General features: G+C 37.6%; 18 protein-coding genes. 12 read left to right on the top strand and 6 right to left on the bottom strand.

The genetic code is table 11. The annotated features are described in order from the left end of the window. The first annotated feature begins 664 nt into the window (after nt 1-664). From ACY3XC_RS13455 to menC, 3 genes are read left to right on the top strand one after another with little or no spacing between them, the layout of a single operon-like run. A complete protein-coding gene (locus ACY3XC_RS13455) occupies nt 665-1,522 on the top strand; it encodes a MurR/RpiR family transcriptional regulator (RefSeq protein WP_464869009.1) in 858 nt (285 codons plus the stop codon). Nucleotides 1,523-1,558: 36 nt separating this feature from the next. Further along, nucleotides 1,559-2,941, top strand: coding sequence for a YjiH family protein (locus ACY3XC_RS13460; protein ID WP_464869010.1), 1,383 nt, complete (start codon nt 1,559-1,561; stop codon nt 2,939-2,941). A 21-nt stretch (nt 2,942-2,962) separates the two neighbouring features. Continuing rightward, the gene (menC, locus tag ACY3XC_RS13465) at nt 2,963-4,072 is read left to right on the top strand and encodes an o-succinylbenzoate synthase (protein ID WP_464869011.1); all 1,110 of its coding nucleotides are present in this window, start codon (nt 2,963-2,965) and stop codon (nt 4,070-4,072) included. A 54-nt stretch (nt 4,073-4,126) separates the two neighbouring features. Here menC and ACY3XC_RS13470 read toward each other — a convergent pair whose 3' ends face one another. Together ACY3XC_RS13470 and ACY3XC_RS13475 are read right to left on the bottom strand one after the other, a co-directional pair. Further along, nucleotides 4,127-7,669: a bifunctional 2',3'-cyclic-nucleotide 2'-phosphodiesterase/3'-nucleotidase gene (locus ACY3XC_RS13470; RefSeq protein ID WP_464869012.1), complete on the bottom strand. Its 3,543-nt coding sequence runs from the start codon at nt 7,667-7,669 to the stop codon at nt 4,127-4,129. Nucleotides 7,670-8,103: 434 nt separating this feature from the next. Further along, nucleotides 8,104-8,781: a spore coat protein gene (locus tag ACY3XC_RS13475; protein ID WP_464869252.1), complete on the bottom strand. Its 678-nt coding sequence runs from the start codon at nt 8,779-8,781 to the stop codon at nt 8,104-8,106. A gap of 172 nt (nt 8,782-8,953) precedes the next feature. Between ACY3XC_RS13475 and ACY3XC_RS13480 the strand changes: the two genes are divergently transcribed. Genes ACY3XC_RS13480 through ACY3XC_RS13490 form a run of 3 tightly spaced genes read left to right on the top strand, consistent with a single transcriptional unit; the run spans nt 8,954 to nt 10,739 of the window. Then, a complete protein-coding gene (locus tag ACY3XC_RS13480) occupies nt 8,954-9,523 on the top strand; it encodes an IMEF encapsulin system ferritin-like cargo protein (protein WP_464869013.1) in 570 nt (189 codons plus the stop codon). Nucleotides 9,524-9,543: 20 nt separating this feature from the next. After that, entirely contained in the window at nt 9,544-10,392 is an 849-nt protein-coding gene (locus tag ACY3XC_RS13485) for a family 1 encapsulin nanocompartment shell protein (RefSeq protein WP_464869014.1), read from the top strand. Next, nucleotides 10,392-10,739 carry a 2Fe-2S iron-sulfur cluster-binding protein gene (locus tag ACY3XC_RS13490; RefSeq protein WP_464869015.1) on the top strand — a complete coding sequence of 116 codons (348 nt, stop codon included), beginning with the start codon at nt 10,392-10,394 and terminating at the stop codon, nt 10,737-10,739. Before ACY3XC_RS13485 ends, ACY3XC_RS13490 begins: the two co-directional genes overlap by 1 nt. A gap of 55 nt (nt 10,740-10,794) precedes the next feature. On the opposite strand, the gene ACY3XC_RS13495 is transcribed toward ACY3XC_RS13490, so the two are convergent. The 4 genes from ACY3XC_RS13495 to ACY3XC_RS13510 all read right to left on the bottom strand — a co-directional run bounded on the left by ACY3XC_RS13495 (nt 10,795) and on the right by ACY3XC_RS13510 (nt 15,426). After that, on the bottom strand, nt 10,795-11,262 hold the full coding sequence (locus ACY3XC_RS13495; RefSeq protein ID WP_464869016.1) for a hypothetical protein: 468 nt from the start codon (nt 11,260-11,262) through the stop codon (nt 10,795-10,797). Between the two features lie 511 nt (nt 11,263-11,773). Then, complete coding sequence (locus ACY3XC_RS13500; protein ID WP_464869017.1) at nt 11,774-13,666, bottom strand: vWA domain-containing protein; 1,893 nt, start codon at nt 13,664-13,666, stop codon at nt 11,774-11,776. Between the two features lie 204 nt (nt 13,667-13,870). Further along, a complete protein-coding gene (locus ACY3XC_RS13505) occupies nt 13,871-15,058 on the bottom strand; it encodes a hypothetical protein (protein ID WP_464869018.1) in 1,188 nt (395 codons plus the stop codon). A 32-nt stretch (nt 15,059-15,090) separates the two neighbouring features. Next, nucleotides 15,091-15,426 carry a DUF192 domain-containing protein gene (locus ACY3XC_RS13510; RefSeq protein ID WP_464869019.1) on the bottom strand — a complete coding sequence of 112 codons (336 nt, stop codon included), beginning with the start codon at nt 15,424-15,426 and terminating at the stop codon, nt 15,091-15,093. A gap of 236 nt (nt 15,427-15,662) precedes the next feature. Between ACY3XC_RS13510 and ACY3XC_RS13515 the strand changes: the two genes are divergently transcribed. The 6 genes from ACY3XC_RS13515 to ACY3XC_RS13540 all read left to right on the top strand — a co-directional run bounded on the left by ACY3XC_RS13515 (nt 15,663) and on the right by ACY3XC_RS13540 (nt 19,505). Then, nucleotides 15,663-15,824 (top strand): Flp family type IVb pilin, encoded by a 162-nt coding sequence (locus ACY3XC_RS13515; RefSeq protein ID WP_464869020.1) that lies wholly within the window; start codon nt 15,663-15,665, stop codon nt 15,822-15,824. A gap of 70 nt (nt 15,825-15,894) precedes the next feature. Next, nucleotides 15,895-16,395: an A24 family peptidase gene (locus tag ACY3XC_RS13520; protein WP_464869021.1), complete on the top strand. Its 501-nt coding sequence runs from the start codon at nt 15,895-15,897 to the stop codon at nt 16,393-16,395. After that, the gene (locus tag ACY3XC_RS13525; protein ID WP_464869022.1) at nt 16,395-16,769 is read left to right on the top strand and encodes a TadE/TadG family type IV pilus assembly protein; all 375 of its coding nucleotides are present in this window, start codon (nt 16,395-16,397) and stop codon (nt 16,767-16,769) included. The genes ACY3XC_RS13520 and ACY3XC_RS13525 overlap by 1 nt, the downstream gene beginning before the upstream one ends. Beyond that, entirely contained in the window at nt 16,770-17,669 is a 900-nt protein-coding gene (locus tag ACY3XC_RS13530) for a TadE/TadG family type IV pilus assembly protein (protein ID WP_464869023.1), read from the top strand. Nucleotides 17,670-17,700: 31 nt separating this feature from the next. After that, nucleotides 17,701-18,324: a Flp pilus assembly protein CpaB gene (gene cpaB, locus ACY3XC_RS13535; protein ID WP_464869024.1), complete on the top strand. Its 624-nt coding sequence runs from the start codon at nt 17,701-17,703 to the stop codon at nt 18,322-18,324. After that, nucleotides 18,321-19,505, top strand: a complete 1,185-nt coding sequence (locus ACY3XC_RS13540; RefSeq protein WP_464869025.1) for an AAA family ATPase — start codon at nt 18,321-18,323, stop codon at nt 19,503-19,505. Before cpaB ends, ACY3XC_RS13540 begins: the two co-directional genes overlap by 4 nt. The last annotated feature ends 8 nt before the right edge of the window (nt 19,506-19,513 follow it).

A 19,513-nucleotide genomic window follows, 5' to 3' on the forward strand; every position in this document is an offset into this window, starting at 1 on the left:
TTCCTCCTTTCTACTTTTAAGATGTTATTAATTTTTTAACTTTTTTACATTCTTTTGAAGTAGGGGATATTATCAAAAATTAAGGCAATACACAAAAAACAGGAACATATATTCTTATTTTTATTATACGAAATACCCCTTTGTAACACAAGTAGTAAACTAAATATTCTTAAAATAATGCTGATTAATAACCTTCGTTAGCAGAGTTACCATTAATAGAAGTTGAAATAGTAGCTCTTTAACCAAACATCATGACCCAAATCCAACTATATTTTTGTTGAAGAATGAGTTTTTTCTTCTTTTGGTTATCTTTTTATATTTTTACTGGTTAATGCTTGATAATATTATCGTTAAATTAGTGGTAAATATGGTTAAAGTTAAACATATAAATGCTAGCCTTTTTTATTTGTATAAAATGCATAATTATAATTTTTTAGGATTAAAAATTCATTTTTATATTGCACGTAAAGTATTTTATGCTGTATTATTCTATCTATGAAGTTTTTCCTTCATAAATAAGATGTTAATAGATTGCATATCCGGCTCTGATATTTATTTTTGAATACTTAGAATATAAAAAAAATAGTTGTGTATGAAGGATTTGTTACTTTATAATGTTGATTATGAAGTTTTTCCTTCTTCACAACCGTGGGGGAAACTATCTATGGATCAAAAGACATTAAACCAAGTGATCAAAGAAAACTTTTCTTTACTGTCTCCCGGCCAGAAAAAAGTAGCAGAATTTTTCATTCAAAACATGAATGAAGCGGCGCTGCTTACGGCATACCAGGTCGGCAGAAAGGTTGGCGTTAGTGAAACCACGGTGATAAGACTTGCATACGCTCTTGGATTCAGCGGCTTTTCGCAGCTGCAGGAAAAACTTCGCAAAGATTGGCTCGTAAGAAAGGATACTCACAGTGAAGAAAGGTTGTCCTCAATGACGGAGGAGTTTTCAGAGAGTCTTCTCTTTACGAAGGTTGTAGACCAGGAAAGATTGATTTTGCAACAGTTATTACAGCAGTTAAACACAAATGAGGTTATGATGTCTGCAGAAGAAATTATTAAAGCTGATTCCGTCTATATCGGCGGATTTGGGAGTACCTATGGTGCAGCTTATTGGTTTTATTATACTCTCAAACAGATGAGGGGAAATGTATATCTATCCAGTCCAAACGGCTTCATGGCTGAAGATATATCAGACCTGACAGAACAATCGGTTGTCGTTGTTTTTTCCTTCCCACGGTATCGAAGAGAATCACTTAAACTAGTAAAACTTGCAGCTCAGCATGGTGCCAAAATTATTGCCGTTACGAATAAGCAATTATCACCAATCGGCCAGATTTCAGAAATGACATTAACAACAGAAGAACAAATGGAATCCGATCATCACTCGATTGCTTCCGTTATCACTTTATTGGAAGTACTTATCGCAGCGATCCATCATCAAGATATTGATAGAATCAGCATAAGACAGAAAAAGTTAGAAAAGGTCTATACAGAACAGGAATTATTTTTGGAATAAATCTTTGCCTAAAAATAAACTTAGGGGGTTTTTTTATTGAACAGCTTTTCAAAGGAGATTACAGCAAGTAATGAAGTACCAGTGAAATCATACGCTGATTATTTAAAGTTTATTATCCCATCCATATTAGGTGTTTTATTATTCATGATTCCATTTAAAGCAGAGGATGGAATCACGATACCGGTGGCTTATTTTGCTAACCAAATAAATGGTTTATTAGGTGCAAGCATTCCACCCATTACCGTAGGAGTTATGGCTCTTTCTGTCATTGGCTCCTTTATTGCAGTTGTTATGAAACCAGCTTTTATCACGAATAGCTTGTTTCTTAGAAAACTGCTAACTGTAAACAAGTTTTGGCTGTCTGCACGTCTTTTAGGATTGATTTTTGCAGTCATCACACTATTTAAAATGGGTCCGGGTGCGATTTACTCAGAGAATACCGGCGCCCTATTACTCTATGATTTAATCCCGATTTTATTCACTACCTTTCTTTTAGCCGGTTTTTTATTACCTCTTCTATTAAACTTCGGGTTACTTGAATTTTTTGGTGCTTTATTAATAAAAGTAATGCGACCGGTATTTAAGCTTCCTGGACGTTCTTCATTGGACTGTCTTGCTTCTTGGGTAGGCGATGGAACCATTGGAGTCTTGTTAACAACCAAGCAATATGAGGATGGCTATTATACAAAACGTGAAGCAGCTGTTGTTGCAACCACCTTTTCAGTTGTTTCGATTACCTTTACCATTGTTGTCGCTCAATATTTAAAACTAGGTGATTATTTTATCCATTATTATATGACGGTTATTTTTGCAGGATTAGTTGCAGCATTTGTAATGCCACGAATCCCGCCGCTTTCAAGAAAACCCGATACTGGCTATGAAGGGATTGAATTTAAAGAAGAGAATGATATTCCTTCAGAATTTTCTCCTGCCCGCTGGGGTCTAAACCAAGCGCTAAAGAAGGCAAAGACCAATGAAAGTGTTTCACAGGTTGTTAGAGAGGGTATTGAGAACGTCTTAGACATGTGGATGGGTGTTCTGCCGATCGTAATGGCGATTGGAACAACAGCATTGATGATTGCTGAATATACTCCAGTGTTTACGATTATTGGTAAACCTTTTGAACCTATTTTAGCTTTAATGCAAGTTCCAGAAGCAGCAGAAGCAGCTCAAACGATGGTTGTTGGATTTGCAGACATGTTCTTACCTGCTGTTATTGGGAGCGGAATTGAAAGTGAAATGACTCGATTTATTATTGCCTGTGTTTCTGTTACACAGCTTGTTTATATGTCTGAAATGGGCGGCTTGCTTCTTGGTTCGAAGCTTCCAATTACCATTAAAGATCTAGTGCTCATTTTCTTCCTGCGTACCTTTATTACATTACCAATCGTAGTTGTCATTGCTCATATTATATTTTAATTGAACCTAGGGGATTATAAAGTGGAGATTAAAAGCATTGTATTACGACATATTAAAATGGATCTGTTAAATCCTTTCACAACGAGTGTAGGGACGGAATATGACAAGGATTTTATTCTCGTAGAAGTAAAAGCTAAAAGCGGGTTGTCCGGATGGGGTGAATCAGTTTCGATTATCGAACCGATTTACAATGAGGAAACGGTAAAAACCAATTGGCATATGATGAGTGATTTCCTGATTCCGCTTTTGTTAAAAGAGCCTATTCACCATCCGGATGAAGTTTCTGAGCGATTTAAGCCGATTCGCGGAAATTATAATGCAAAGGCTGCTCTGGAATGTGCCGTCTGGGATCTCTACGCAAGAGAGCAGAACATGCCGTTAGCGAAGGCCCTTGGCGGGACAAAAGACAAAATTGAAGTTGGCGTAAGTGTTGGGATCCAAGAATCTGAGTACAAAATGCTTCAACAAATTGAGGGCTATCTGAATGAGGGCTACAAAAGAATTAAGGTGAAAATAAAGCCTGATTGGGATGTTCATATCCTAAAGGCTATTCGGGGGCAATTTCCTGATATCGCGCTCATGGCAGACGCGAATTGTGCGTATACGCTCGAAGATATTGAACACCTTCAGAAACTGGATGAGTTTGATTTAACGATGATTGAACAGCCACTGGCTTGTGATGATATCATTGACCACTCAAGACTCCAGGCTAAACTGAGGACGCCTATTTGCTTAGACGAAAGCATTCATACAGTTGAGGATGCTCGTAAAGCGATTGAACTTGGCAGTTGTAAAATTATTAATTTAAAAATTGGCCGGGTCGGCGGATTGACCGAGTCGAAGAAGATTCATGATTTATGTGTGAAGAATGATATCCCGATGTGGTGCGGAGGAATGCTGGAAGCAGGTATTGGCAGAGCCCATAATATTGCGATTACCTCGTTAACGAATTTCACCATTCCAGGTGATACAGCACCATCGTCCCATTACTGGAAAGAGGATATTATTCAACCGGAAGTAGTAATGAATGAAGGATTTATCCTTGTTCCAGAACTCCCTGGAATCGGCTTTGAACCGTCGATAATAAAAATTGACGACCGAACATTGTATTCGAAAACATTTCATAGCTAAACTAAAAAAGCGGTCCAATTCTTAGTAAGAATTGGACCGCTTTTTTATACAAATTTACGGTGTTACTTTTTGAATACGGCCTTCGGCGTTGTATTCAAATGGTGATGGTAATGTTTTTACATAATCAACGGTTGCCTGTAGATCTTCAGGACCTACTTCTAAGCCCGTTGCTAAAGCACCAATACCATAGCTGGCATTACCATACATGTAATTATTTACTACCACTGAATATTCTTGGGCTGGGTCGATTTTGCTGCCATCTGGCAGGAATATGTCGACGATCTTACCCGTTTTAGTTGTATCGTCAAATGTGTAGGTATATTTAAAACCTGCAATATGGAAGTCTAGCCCTTTACCTGTAATTTGATTATTTAAAACAACTTCTAAATCAGCACCGCTTAAGCTAATCTTGTTTAGCACATTTCCGAATGGCTGAATGGAGAATAAGTCACCGAATGTTACATCACCCGCATCAAGCTGAGCACGTACTCCACCGCCGTTCATCAAGGCAAAATCCGTTTCCATCGCTTTTTTCATCCCGTCCGCAATTAAGTTTCCGAGGCCATTATCAGCAAACTCTGTTGCAGTAGATGGATAAGCTTTCAATAAAGTTGTTGCAGAATTACCAACTACCTCTGCCTTTATTGCAGCCACCTGTTCTTCATACTTTTTCATAATCGCTGAAACAGCTGGGTCTGGAGTGTAATCGGCTTGATAAACAGTTACCACTTCTGCCTCTTTCTTGAAAATATCACCTGTTTCAGGATTGATAACAAGATCCACATCAGAGAACGCTGAACCATAAGAATAGGCTTGGACAATCAACTTGTTATCTACGACTTTATCATTATATACATGATTGTGGGCAGAGAAAATCACATCAACCTCATCATCAACACTTTCTGCAATTCTAGTAGCATCAAACATATCTGTGTATCCATTTTGGCTGGCTGGATTGTGTGCAAGTACAACGATTGCTTCAATACCCTGTTCCTTTAGCTCTGCTGTATATTTGTTTATTGCCGCCGCTTCATCAGTAATTTGAAGATTCTCATTTCCTTTTGTGACAATCATATCTGGAGTTTCTTGTGTCACCACTCCGATAAACCCGATTTTTTGACCAGCCACTTCCTTAATTACATATGGCGCTTCCGTAATTAATTCACCTGTTGACTTATCAAAGGCATTCGCTGCTATTAGCGGGAAGTTCATGCCATCATAGCCTACAGTGCCTTTTCCAAGTGGATGATCGCCGCCATTCATCATGCGTTGCAATTCAGCAATACCCTCATCGAATTCATGGTTTCCAAGTGTACCAACATCCATGCCAATTGATTCTAGCACTTCAACCGTTGGTTCATCTTGATAAATAGCGGAGATTAGCGGGCTGCCGCCAACCATGTCTCCAGCATGTACAAGCAGTGTATTTTCGTTTGTTGCTTCACGCTGTCTGATGGCTGCAGCAGTGTATTCCATACTTCCTGCTAATACATCTTGCCCATCTTTTTTTAATTTCGTATCGGTATCCAGCTGTCCGTGTAAATCATTCAAGCCTAGCAGCTGAACATTAACTGGAGTGAAACCAATGTCTAAATTGAAAATTCCAAAGCCTGCTGAATCTGTTTCTCCAGTATAGGAAATGTTGCTGCCTTCTTTAATATACTTTTCAGCACTTGGTGATGTTGTGAATGTTACCTTCACATCTCCAGGGACTGGTGCTATTGACCAGTTATTATCTGCAGTTGGAGTAATGACTTCCATTTCAGTAATATAATCCATCAAAATTTGACGGTTTTCATCTGCAGAGTCAACGACTAATTCGCTTCCTTTTACTCCAGGGAAGTTACCGCCGCCGCCAGCACGATAGTTATTGGTAACAACAATAAAGTCTTGATTTGGATCCACAGGCTGACCATTATAAGTCAGATTCACAACACGGCTTGAATCTGAATTAATCACATTTCCAGCTGGGTCATATTTGGCTGGAGCAGTTACGTCAATTTGATATTGAACTCCATCGATGACATCAAAGTTATATACTTGGAACTTCGGATTTAATAATTCTTGTTCTTCTGTTTTATCAGGATCAATGGTATTGAACTTTCCAGCAGTCATTTCAATCCACTCTTTAACTACAGAGCCTTTGACTTTGACCGCTTTCAATGTATTATCATACAAGTATAAGTCTCCAGCACTTCTAATTGTTAAATCGCCTGCTTGGATTTCAGTATATTCTGCCACACCATTCCGGCCCGCTTTGAAAGGAGCACCAACTGATAGGATTGGCAGATCCTTGTATTCAGGCTTGCTTTGGGCAATGTATTTTTCTACATACCATTTTTGTGCATTTGTTACTACTTGGATGGATGGATCATCTTGTACAAGTGAGAAATAGCTGTGTATGTCATCAGTTGTTTTTCCGATAGGCGTATTTACATATTCTATAGTAGCTTCATGATCCGCTTTAACGGCATCTACGATAGATTGAACAGGCTTAACTTGTGTTGGCGAAGAAATTTCACGTGTTTTTGATTGAGAATCAGCAACCGTCCACTTGCCTTTTACTTTCACAAGATCTAGATCGATAATACCTAAAGAACCGCCGCCGTAACCAGCTTGAACGGCTGGAACGCCGTTGATGGTTCCTTTATCATTGTCTACACCTGAAAGCGGTTGACCATCAGTGCCCTTGAACAAACCGTCAAGTGCTTTAATGTCTTTTGCCGGGAATAATTTGTGAGTATGCGAGAATGTTAGCGCATCAATACCTGGTACTTCACTTAATGCGTAAATGACATCTTCTGAATTGGATTTGTTTCCGCTGAATCCAGAATGAGTCATGGCCACAATAATATCCGTGCCTTCTTCTCTCATCTGAGGAATAAATTTCTCTGCCGTTTCAACAATGTTTTTTGTAATTACTTTTCCGTCTAAATTAGCTTTGTCCCACTCGTTAATCTGAGGTGGTACGAAGCCGATAAAACCAACTTTGATCACATGGTTTTTACCGTGCCCATCAACCACTTTTTTGTTAATAATTTTGTAAGGGGTATACTTATTTATATCATTATCAGGATTTGTGTCATGGTCATCCACATAGACGTTGGCATTGATAACAGGAAAATTGGCGTCATCGTATGCTTCTTCAAGGAACTCAAGACCATAGTTAAACTCATGATTCCCTAAGGTAGCAATGTCGTAGTTCATTTGGTTCATCGCTTTAAATACGGGGTGAACCTCTCCATCTTGCAGCGGATCAATCTTTGCCTTATACGTACCTAATGGAGTTCCTTGAATTAAATCACCATTGTCTACCAGTACACTGTTTTTTACTTCAGAACGGGCATCTTTTACTAGGGCTGCAGTGCTGGCTAAACCAACCTTTAAATACTCTGCGTTTTTGTAATAATCGTAGTTTAGTAGATTTGTATGTAAATCTGTCGTTTCCATAAGACGCAACTCTACTATAGGATTTTTGTCTGCTTTAGGTGCCGCATATACTTGATTTGATGAAAAGAATGGAAATGCAAGAAGTGTTACTGCAAGAGATGATGATAATATTTTCTTTGCACTACGTAATGGTTTCTTTTTCAACATGTTCACCTTCCTAGTAATATAGTGTTTTTTATTACAAAAAACTGCAGAATCCCCCCCTAAGAAAAAGTTAAAAAGAAGAGTTCACTCATCACTGTGCTTAATTGGGTGAAATTATATGAAAATAGCACAGATATAAAATATATTCGTTCTTAATTAAGCACATTCCTTCTTTTTATAAAAATTTTTCTAACTTTTGGTGGTGATTCCTACCTAATAATAGAAAAATTCTTTATATACCGTAAGGGGAAGAAGTAATAGGTCAAAAGACAGCCCAATCTGCATTTTAATACTAACAACTATTCGATAATAATTCTCTTAATTAATGGAATCTTTACGAAGATTTAAAAAAATTAATAAATTTTAGAATTAGTAAAAAATATAGCTTTAAAGCAAAAAACGCTATCCTTCATATTATTGAAGGATAGCGTTTTTTATTAATGAGGAAGGTTATTATTCATCAAATTGTTATTTGGAATTTGCCCCATAGGTTGTCCCATCGCTTGACCCTGTGCCGGTGCAAATGCATTTCTATAAGTATTCATATCCTGCTCAGCAAGCTGTGGCACCTGATAGTAATGATGTTTATTTTGATAAATAGAGAGTTCATAGCCCATTTCAATGCAGTTTGGTACTGAATCCGCGAGCACGCGGCGCACAACTGGATTTGTTGTTTCTAGTGCTGCCATCGTTTTCATGGAAGCGCCTGATTTGCAGGATGCCAGCAAACAGCTTGAAATGTATTCATCATTAATCTCAGACACTGATTGCCAAGGCTTTTTCGCCTGAGATGGCTTCATACCATAGATGAAGTCATTTCCTTGTCTCATTTCATACCTAGAAGTAGGATGGGAAGGATTTTGTCCTGTCTTGAAACACTCTACAGTGATGTTGTATTCATCCTGTATAAATTTATATTGGCGATCCAGGATATCAAGTAATTCTGGATCCTTTACGTGTTGACGTAACATCAGATACTGATTCAGTGTACCAACAGCAGCCCCTAGTACTTCATTTAAGTCAATGACCTCATGACCACCATGATTCAGTTGAGGCGGTACATTACCTGTGTGCATATTTTGGTGCATCTGACCCTGTCCTTGCTGATTTTGCATCATATACTTTCCTCCTAATGATTTGATAATTGCCATTGTTATTATGTATCATTAGGCCCGAGTTATTCATAAAAAGTGATAGGTTCAAAAGATTCTCACGGAATGGTGTTTTAGAAAGGAAATTAACCGTCAATAATGACAGGTAGTAATATGCATTAGGAGGTACGCAGTCGTGCAAGAAGAGTTGAAAATTTTTTATCAAATATTTACAACCACCAAAGACGCAATCGAAAAATTTATGAATATGCTCGACCCGGTCATTCAAAATGCAACGGATGAACATGAGAGACTTTACTATCACCATATTTATGAAGAAGAAGAACAGCGGCTTTCTCGTTTAGTTGTACTTATACCGCTTATAAGTAAATTTCAACAAGTAAAAGACGAAAAAGAATTTTCTCCAACCAACAATGAATTTAATCGACTTTTACAAGAATTAAATCTTGAAAAATTCGGTTTACATAATTTCGTTGAACACCTAGATTTAGCTCTATTTCGCTTTACAGATGAAGAGCGAAGCAGCTTGTTAAATAGCTTAAGGGAAGTTTCGTATAAGGATTATCAGCAGGTAAAACAAATGTTAATGGAAATTAACAGTCGATTTGATACCAATTATGTAGACCCACATGCCCATCACGATGAGGACCATGACCATTTAGACCGAACAGGAACTGTAACAGAGGTTAGTCATGCACCCCAAACTAAACAGAGAAGGGGCTTTACGGTGGGAAGCTTAATCTAAGGAAAAGAGAGGATAAACCAATGAATAAAATACAATTATACCCGGATTCACCATTATCAAACCAAGAATTTACTCAGCTGGATCAAACCGTTATTGATGCAGCAAGAAGGCAATTGGTCGGGCGCCGCTTTATTGAACTATATGGTCCGCTTGGAAGAGGCGTACAAAGTATCTTTAATGATGTTTTTGCAGAAAATTTAGAAGCAAAAATGGATTTTCAGGGCTCCTTTGATACCGATATTGAGACGAGTAAAAGGGTGAACTATACGATTCCTTTGCTTTATAAAGACTTCGTATTATATTGGCGTGATTTAGATCAGGCAAAGGTAGTAGATATCCCCATAGACTTTTCAGCCGCTGCCAATGCTGCACGTGATGTGGCGATTCTAGAAGATCAAATGATTTTCCATGGGACCAGGGAATTTGATATCCCCGGTTTAATGAATGTACCTGGCCGCTTAACACACTTAATTGGCGAATGGTTTGAATCTGGAAATGCCTTTCAGGATATCGTCGATGCAAGGAATAAGCTGATGGAGATGAATCACAATGGACCATTTGCACTTGTACTATCACCACAATTATATTCACTTATCCATCGTGTCCACCGTGATACAAATGTATTAGAAATTGAACATATTCGTGAATTAGTTACAGATGGGGTGTTTCAATCTCCTGTTTTAAAAGGAAAATCAGGGGTGCTAGTAAATACAGGGAAAAATAATCTAGACCTTGCGATATCAGAGGATTTTGATACTGCCTATTTGGGTGTAGAAGGGATGAATCATCCTTTCCGTGTATATGAAACTGTGGTTTTGCGAATTAAGCGACCTTCAGCCATTTGTACATTGGAAGCTATGGGAGACTAATGAATAATCGTGTCTTCACAGTCGGTTCACTTATTCCAGGAAGGCTGATTGTAAAACAACAAGCCCCCATGCTGAACGAAACACCAAAAATTGAAACAGAAGAAATCATCGTGGAGCAAAACGGCAATAAAATCGAAGTTCACCCTGTAAAAGGAAAGCTATTGGACGCAGCTCTGAATCAAGGGAAGCAAATAAATTATAAATGCCGCAAAGGAACATGCGGACAATGTACAGTCAAAATCATAAAAGGTCATGGGTTATCAGCTCCTAACGAGTTGGAGCAGAAAAAGCTCGGGAATGAGATATCAAACGGGTTTCGGCTGGCTTGTCAGGCTGAAATACTTTAAAAAATGAAATAACACTCAACAAAAAAACGAGGTCCAGTTTAACAGGACCTCGTTTTTAATATGCTAATTTAACAATTTTATCTTCAACTGGGAATGGAAGTGAGATATTGTGATTTTTTAATTCATTCACACTAATATCCTGAACAAGTCTTAATGCTTCCTTTTTGAAGGTTTTTGTAACAAAACCAGCGTTTACTTCACATAACTTTTGTAAATATTGTAATGTGTCTCGGACTAGCATTTGTTTAATATAAGGATTATTTAGCTGGCAAATTAATTTATGCTCTAATCCTTTAATAACCGCTATTTGGTCCACATGGGCAATGATATTTTGTCCCTCTTCATCGATAAAACCAACAGATACATACTGTCCTTTAGAGAAATCAACATTAGTAAACACAGGGTTAAGGTAGGTTTCACCTGAAGATAGGCGAATAGAATCAGCCTCAGCTGCACCGCCGATTTTACGTTGATTCGCAATAACCGTATGAATATCCTTTAACCCAAATAGCATGTTAAACATATTGATGATCCCTCATTTCCGAAGTTGTTTATACTGTTGATTCTATAGATAATGAGAATCATTGTCAATGGAGTATAATGTCTAATTTTGACGTTTATACGAATTTATCCACTGGTAAAATTTACCATAGGGGAGGTGTCTGAATTTTAGGCCGTTTTTTGAAACCCTCGTGGGTAAATTTATGGGATAAATTGTCTAATAGTCCAAAACCCTTTGAAAAAAGTCCAAAACTATTAAAAAATAGTCCAAACCCTTAAGAAAAAAGTCCAAAAGCGACCAAAAAAAGTCCATAACTCATAGAAAAAAGTCCAAAACTTAAAAGTTAGTAAAATCCTATTAGAATAAAGTAACTTCCCCCTCGAATTCAGGGGATAAAACAGCTGATTTTCTCATGAAAAATAGAGATAGACAAAATGCATCCCAATTGAGCATTCATATGCCTGGTGTCTACACTTCGATTAACTAGAAAAGGCGATGAATCCCTATTAAATAGAAATCCATCGCCTTTTTCCTATGCTTGTTTTAGCTTCTGAACTTGATGCTTATTTTTTTCTAAACTAATAATTTGAATATTAATCGATTTATTGGCTTCTTTTAAAAAGATGCGAAGCTTATCGTTTGGCCTGAATCGGTGGTATTCTTCTTCATTAATCTGCTCACCGTTCATTTCAATCACACAGTTTGATTTATTTAACAGCAGTAATGCAAAATCTGTGAGTGGTACAAAATTGATTTGATCGGTTTCGATGAATTCTTCTGATAGCTTAAAGAGCTGTCGCAGGGAGAATTCTCCTTTAAAGGCTTTTAATTTTTCAAATTGTGGCTGAGAGAGTTCTCCTGTTTCTTCATCTTTGATTTCAATAACAATTTGTCCGTAAAACCCTCGTTTTCCCTTCCTCTTACCATTAATAGGGTAGGTGAAGGGAGGGGGCGCTGCCAGCTCGCTGTGTCCACTTTTTACTTTTCTTCTTTTTTTAGAGTAGAAGCGGATAGGAGTAATCAATAATAGAATAGCTCCTAACACAATAAGGGCAGCATATGTCCAAGGGAAAGGCTGAGATTCCTCGTCCGGACTCGCTTTTGCAGCTACAGGTGCAACGGACGCTTCCTTTTGAATTGTAATTTGCTGTGCAGCTGTTTCTCGGAAAAAGCTGCTGCCTTCAGCCTTTACCATTATTTCGTAGTTTTCCGAATTACCAATCGTAAATTCACCAGTAAATCCTTGTTCATTTGCCTCTAATGGGATTTCCTCGGTATTCCCTGTGATAAGATCCTTCACAAAAAGAGAAGACTTCATCGTATTATAAAGATCTATATTTGCAATTTGTTGGCTGTTATCCTCAAAGAATGCTTCAACCTTTACGGTATCCCCTGTCTTATAGTCCGTTTTCGCAAGAGGTGCTAGCATCAGCTGCAAATCATAGTTAAAAACAAAATTAATATCAATTTTATCCGCAGCTACGCCTTTTACCTTTAAGGTCCAATCGCCTGGAACTGGGTTCAATAGCTTTACCATAGAGTAAGACTTAGATTTTGTAAGAGAGATTTTATCTGACGGTAAAGCCTGTTCAGTACCAGAAGGATCAACTAATTTTATTTCCACTGGCTGACTAGAGACGATTGAAAGATTTGCTTCCAAGATGTTTCTATTTGGAATAGTAAGTGTGATATCTTGGAATTCACCTTTCCCGACAATCTCTTCAACGGGAACGACCTTTAATTTTAAATGATTGGCAAAAATCTCACTTAAGATACCAGGTAAATCATCTGCACTGCTGGTTTCAAAAAATTTACCATTTGTCTCGGTGGCAATGTTTTGAAGAACATCTTTATTCAATGTTCCATCCGCGTTTAAGCCAATAACATAGATGGGATATCCCTTAGCTTTTGCGTCAGCAACTGCAACATTTAGTCCGTCTGTTGCTTGCTGGAGTGTTTTTCCTTTTTTTTCATCAACATCATTGTTTCCATCCGCGAGTAATACAATGAGTGGGAGATAATCATCTTCATGGCTGGAGTCTAAAGCCTTTACAGCATCCTGTAATCCAACAGATATATCAGTATTCGCAAATGGTGCAAGTGAGTCAATGAACCCTTTAAGGTCATTCTTATCTTTTTCTGACTGCAGCTTTACAATGTCTTTTTTGCCAACCACATCACCTGCATAAGCAATAACCCCGATTTTATCCCCTTTAAGTGATGACATATCAACAAACATCTTCATTGCTTCGTTGCTGATTTTATTCGGATCACTTGTCAGCATAGATTTACTTACATCTACGACAAGAACCCCTTCCATCCGTGAAGAGGCGATTAATGGTTCCTCAGCCTGTACATTGAATGAATTCGCCAGCGAGAATAGATAAAGGAGAATGACTAAAATACTTATCTTTTTTTTCAACACTTGGGTAACACCTCCAAATCAAGTAATCAATATGTAGAACGAAATTGTTCGTTATATAAAACTATTTTATCATCAAACTTATCATTTTACTAAAGAAATTGTTAAAATTTGAAAAGAAAATATTGTGGGATAAATGAAGTTCAATTAAAAATAAAAAGAGCTGAATTGGAAATTCAGCCCTTTGTACAATTTCATATTATTAAATTAATAATCAAAAAAATTATGAACCGTGCCAGTTCCTGAACCAACTACTTTGTCAGCTTTATAATTTACTACATGGTAATCATACCAAGCTACATCCAAACTAAATTGGCTTTCTGTATACATTTTAATAGGGGCACCATCATATACAACGACCTCAGAAGTTGAATCTTCTGTTGGTACACCATCCACTACAGTCATTGTTTTACGGGTAATCACCATTCGGTCGGCAGGTTGAAGTGAATCATCATAATTAAAAGTAACCTGCATTTCTCTTGATTCAAAATCCTGAGTGTCGCTCTCCACCGTAATGAAATGTGGTGAGATAAATTCTGTGTTACCCAATCCTACCAATTTTCCCTGGTGATACGCCTCTACACGAACAAAATGCTTTTGCCCCGGTGAAAGTTCAGGGATAAAATAGCTGGCTTGATCAAGAACACCATTAAATACCTCTACATCATTGATGAAAATTTTATATTGATCTATTTGGAGGTCTGTAGGTATTGAGAATTTAATATTAGCGGAAAAATCTGCATGAACAAAAGCTGTTACATCTAATGATTTTGCAACAATGGGTTCAGTTATGGTTATTGATTGGCTGCCTTGGCTGATCATTTCATCCTGATACCAGCCTTCTAGTTTAATAAGGTGATTTCCGGGCTGGAGATCTAAAATGGTGGTAGTCTGAGTTGTAGCAGTCCCAGGGGGGAGAGTCTTTTTAAGAACCCCATCAACAAATAATTTATACTGGTCAGGCGCTAGTCCTGTATTTGAATTGGACCAAGATAGAACGACAGAATCATCTGGTTGAACAGTCGCTGCTATTTCTATGGAGTTTACTATAATAGCTTTAGTAGAAGCATAGTGGTTTGCCTTTGCAATCACTCTGCCATTTAACCATGCTTCTACTGTGTAGCTGTAGTTAGTACTTGAATGTAAACCTGTATCAGAAAAACTAGTATTTCTTCCCTCATAGACTTTTAAAGCCCCTCTATTAATAATGTACTTATCCGGGGACCTATTAGTATTAACCATCTTGTAACTTAAACTAATACTTTTATAATATGTAGAAGAGGTGACAGCTAAGCTAGTGGTGGTTCCACCAACCTGTTTTGCGGCTAAGGCTCCGTTTATTACCATAAATAAGAAAATGCATAACACTAATAAAACTCTAAAACTCTTTTTCAATTTCTCCAACACTCCTAATTATTGTATTTTCTTTAATGAACAGAACAGTGAATAATACTCCCAATACCTATTCCTAATTTCACTGCCGATCCTGCTGGAAGCTCTAAGGTAGAATGAGCCCTTTTTATTGGTTTAGTAATTTTCCAAGGCTTTAAACTATGATGAATCTCAACAACTTCATTTCGTTCGCTAAGAAGAACAATATCTAATGGGAACTTCATAAAGAACATATGAACAGCATTACAGGGAACAATCCAAAGTCCCTCATTCTTAATTGGATCCTTCCTAAACATTAATCCTTTAAACCTTTTGAAGAAAGAATCCGCCATTTCAATTGGATAAGGGATGTTAACAATCTTTCCTTCCATATAAAAACTCCTTCCATTTTTTGATGTTACATGTTCATTATATTAAACTAAAAATTCTTTTTAAAGAACAAAAAACTAAGAAAAAACTAGAAAAATAGAGAAAAGGGAAGAAAAGTTTGCGAAAATCCGCTAAAACGAACAAAAATGGACATTTTCAAATCTTTTAGTTCGTTATATATTTAATTCAAGTTCTAAATATAGAACAGGAAAACTAAAAACTATTAGGAGGAAACAAGATGTTGAAAAAAATCAAAGGATTACTAATTGAAGAAGATGGGCAAGGATTAGTGGAGTATGGCTTAATCATAGGATTGGTTGGAGTGGTTGTGGCGGTAGCACTCACCGCATTAGAAGGAAAAATTACCGCTCTCTTCAACGGCATTAGTTTTACCAAATAAAATGTGATTATAGCCCTGCTACTCAGGCAAGAGAAGCAGGGCTTATTTATAAAGAAGGGGGAGTTAACTTTTGGATAATATTATTCTAATAACTGTTCTATTTATTTCCCTTTATACTGATTTGAAATCACGAAAAATCCTAAATGTTGTAACCCTTCCTACTATTATTTTATCTGTAATATATAACGGTTATATAGGTGGATTAGATGGTTTATTATTCAGTGGGAAAGGGTTTCTGGTTGGACTTGGACTATTATTTATTCCTTATATATTTGGCGGCATCGGCGCTGGCGACGTCAAGCTTATGGCTGCAATTGGTTCTTTAATGGGAACTAGTTTTGTTTTTTATTCTTTTATATACACGGCAATAATTGGAGGATTTATCGCTCTAATTTTATTAATCAAGTCTAAAGGCTTTATGAGTTCAACTAAATCACTCTTACTTAATCTTGTTTATTTAAGTAGTGGGTCGTTGGTTATTTCACTAGATAAAAGTAGTAACATATCATTCCCTTATGGAGTTGCTATTGCATTTGGTTGCCTTTCTACTCTTGTCTGGGGGGGGTATTAATGAAATCGGAAGAAGGTCAAGCATTAGTGGAATTTGCCCTTATCGTACCACTTTTAATATTATTGCTGTTTGGAATCGTTGATTTTGGGCGGATTTTTCATGCGTATCTAACTATTGATCATGCAGGAAGAGAGGCCGCACGTGCAGCAAGTATTGGTAAAGATGATACACAAGTAACAAGTACTGCAGTGTCTGATGCAGTCGGCATTGGTTTAACTGCAGATAGAGTAGTTGTTTCTCCGACAGGAACCCGGGTTTCAGGAAATGATGTTTCAATTAAAATCACATACCCTATTACTTTTCTTACACCAGTAATAGGAACCATTGTAGGACCTATAACCTTGGAAGATACCACAGTAATGAGGGTGGAATAGATGAAGAGAATCCTAAAATTATTAAATTTGCGTGATGAAAGCGGTGCAGTACTGGTTATCGTGGCCATATCCATGGTCGCTCTTTTAGGCTTTACGGCTTTAACGATAGATGGAGGAAGGCTATTTTCTGAGAAAAGTCAGCTCCAAAATGCCTTAGACGCTGCTGTATTAGCCGGAGCCCAAGGTTTAAAGACCAGTACAACTGAAGCAAAGGCAATAGCTATTGATGTCGCAACTAAAAATGGCTTTCCAATTACCGAGACTGACCTTACTGTAACAGCCGACTCAATTAAAGCAACAAAACAAGTTAATGTTCCTTTAACCTTTGCTAGAGTATTAGGAAAAAATGATGCTGATGTTAGTGCGACATCTAAAGCCGTTATTGCACTATTACGGTCAGCTAGTGGTATTGCACCTATAGCTGTGGAAGAGGATGAAATCCCTGATGGAAAAGAACTGACATGCTTTAATCCGGGTGATCAACAAGGGAACTGTGGTTTCTTAGCACTCGATGGCTCTGGGGCAAAGACTCTAGAAGAGGCCCTAAGAAATGGAAGTACGTATACAGTCGGAACGGAGGTGGAAACCGAACCAGGGGAAATGTGGGGTCCTGTTAGCAGTGCTATTAATGATTTAATAAAGGCAGATAAAAATAAACCACAATGTCAGTCTGCAGATACTGCAGATAGTACCTGCGAGAGAGTTATTTACGTAGTTGTAACAGATACATTCGAGGACGCTAGTGGTAGAGATATAATTAACGTTGTTGGTTTTGCAGCTTATTGGATTGAAGGCTTTGATGGAAAAACACTTATAGGTGAATTTCTGGAGAGGTTTGAGCCGGGACAAATTGGTGATGTAGATACCGGGACAATTTATGGGGTCAAATTGGTAGAGTAAGTCCATGCATGATTGGATTTAGGAGGATATTATGAATACAAAAAAAATATGGATGATTTCATTAATATTAGGTTTGACGGTTGCAGGGTTTATTTATCTTTCTATGTTTGCAAAAGATAGCGGTTCGGAACCTGCAAGTATGCCGGCAAGTGAGGAACAGGAAAAAGCTGCCGATGTAAAGGCTGAGGAGCAAAAGGAAAAAGAGAAACAGGATGAAAAGGAAGCTGAACTCGTTAGAGACTTTAACAACCCAATTGTAGAAGTTAGTAAAGGGAAAAGAGCTATTTCAATAAAGGTAGAACTGGAAAACGGTGTTTCTGGCTATATTGCTCCAAATTCAATGGTAGATGTGATTGCCTATGAAACTACAAAAGATGATGCCACCAAAAAAGAGTTTAAATCTGCAGTACTTGTCCTAGAGAATATAAAGGTTCTGACATCTGGTAAATCTCCTGATAATAAGGAAGAGGCGCTCCACTATGAAACGGTTACCCTGGAATTAACAGTCGAAGAAGGAGTCATGCTTAGTCTAGCATCAAAAGATAAGGACGGTTTCTATTTATTGTTACGAAATAAAGAAGATACCGAAACTGGAAAAGCTGGGTATAAACAAACAAGAGAAGTAATCAAAGAGGAGGCTGAAGAGAAAAAATGAGCATAAATTGGATTTATTTTTCTGATACAAAAACCACTCCTGGTGAACTTAAAACAATTTTAGAAAAGGACAATTTCCAATTAACTACGACATACCAACTAGAAAGGCTTCATCAACTCTTGAGGGAGAATAACCAGTCTGTTCTTTTTCTAAAAGCTGGTTCACTTTATAACGTTTATGAACTTTCTCAAGAAATTTCGGCACTATACCCGCATGCTTACATCATTCTAATTGTTCCTGAAAACATGGAAAACTTAAAAAAGGCTATGCAGATGGGGGCTTCAGATACCTTACGCTCCTCCTATAGCGAGGAAGAACTTTCTGAGGCAGTTCTTCATGCAAGTAAATTTATGTTACATCGAGTCAAAATGGATCAAAATCATATCAATCTATCAAAAGCAGAAGGAAGAGTAATCGCAGTCTCCAGCCCAAAGGGAGGAATGGGGAGAACGGTTTTAACCATTAATCTCGCCGTTTCGTTTGCTAAGATGGGGAAAAAGGTTGCGATTGTTGATGGTAATCTTCAATTTGGTGAAGTCGCAATGTATTGCAACCTAAAGCCGAAAAGAACGATTTACGAGTGGGTCAAAGAAGGCTATGGCCGAGATAATTATCCTATCAGCCAGTACATGACAAGTTGTGAGTTTGATGTCTCGATCCTAGCGGCACCGCTAAGACCTGAATTTTTCGAAGGAATTTCAGAGCAGCATATTAAAGCAGCCATTGAAGAAACGAAGCAGCATTTTGATATCGTTTTAATTGATATGCCGACGTATTTATCCGAGATTCATTTGCGCTGTCTTGATTTAGCAGATGAAATACTGCTGCTGACTTCGAATGAACTTTCGGTTTTACGGCTAAGTCAGCTTTATCTTGAAACTTTAGAGACGATTAATCTAAAAAACAAAGTTAAGCCAATTCTGAATAGGTATCAAAAGGATCAGGGCCTTGAGGTTAAAAAAATTGAAGAAATCTTTGAATTAAATGTTTATCACATCCTGCCTGACCAGGCACCTGTTGTATTGGCTTCCATTAATGCTGGTTATCCGTATATTTTGTCTAATTCACGCAGCCAGATCGGAAAGTCAGTTTTAAAGCTGTCAGAGGCACTGTTTGTAGAAAACAAAGATGCGATAGTAGAGGTAAAAAAAGATAAACGTTGGTATCTACTGCGGAAGTGAGGCGAAGG

Source organism: Bacillus sp. CZDM1 (genome assembly GCF_055502545.1).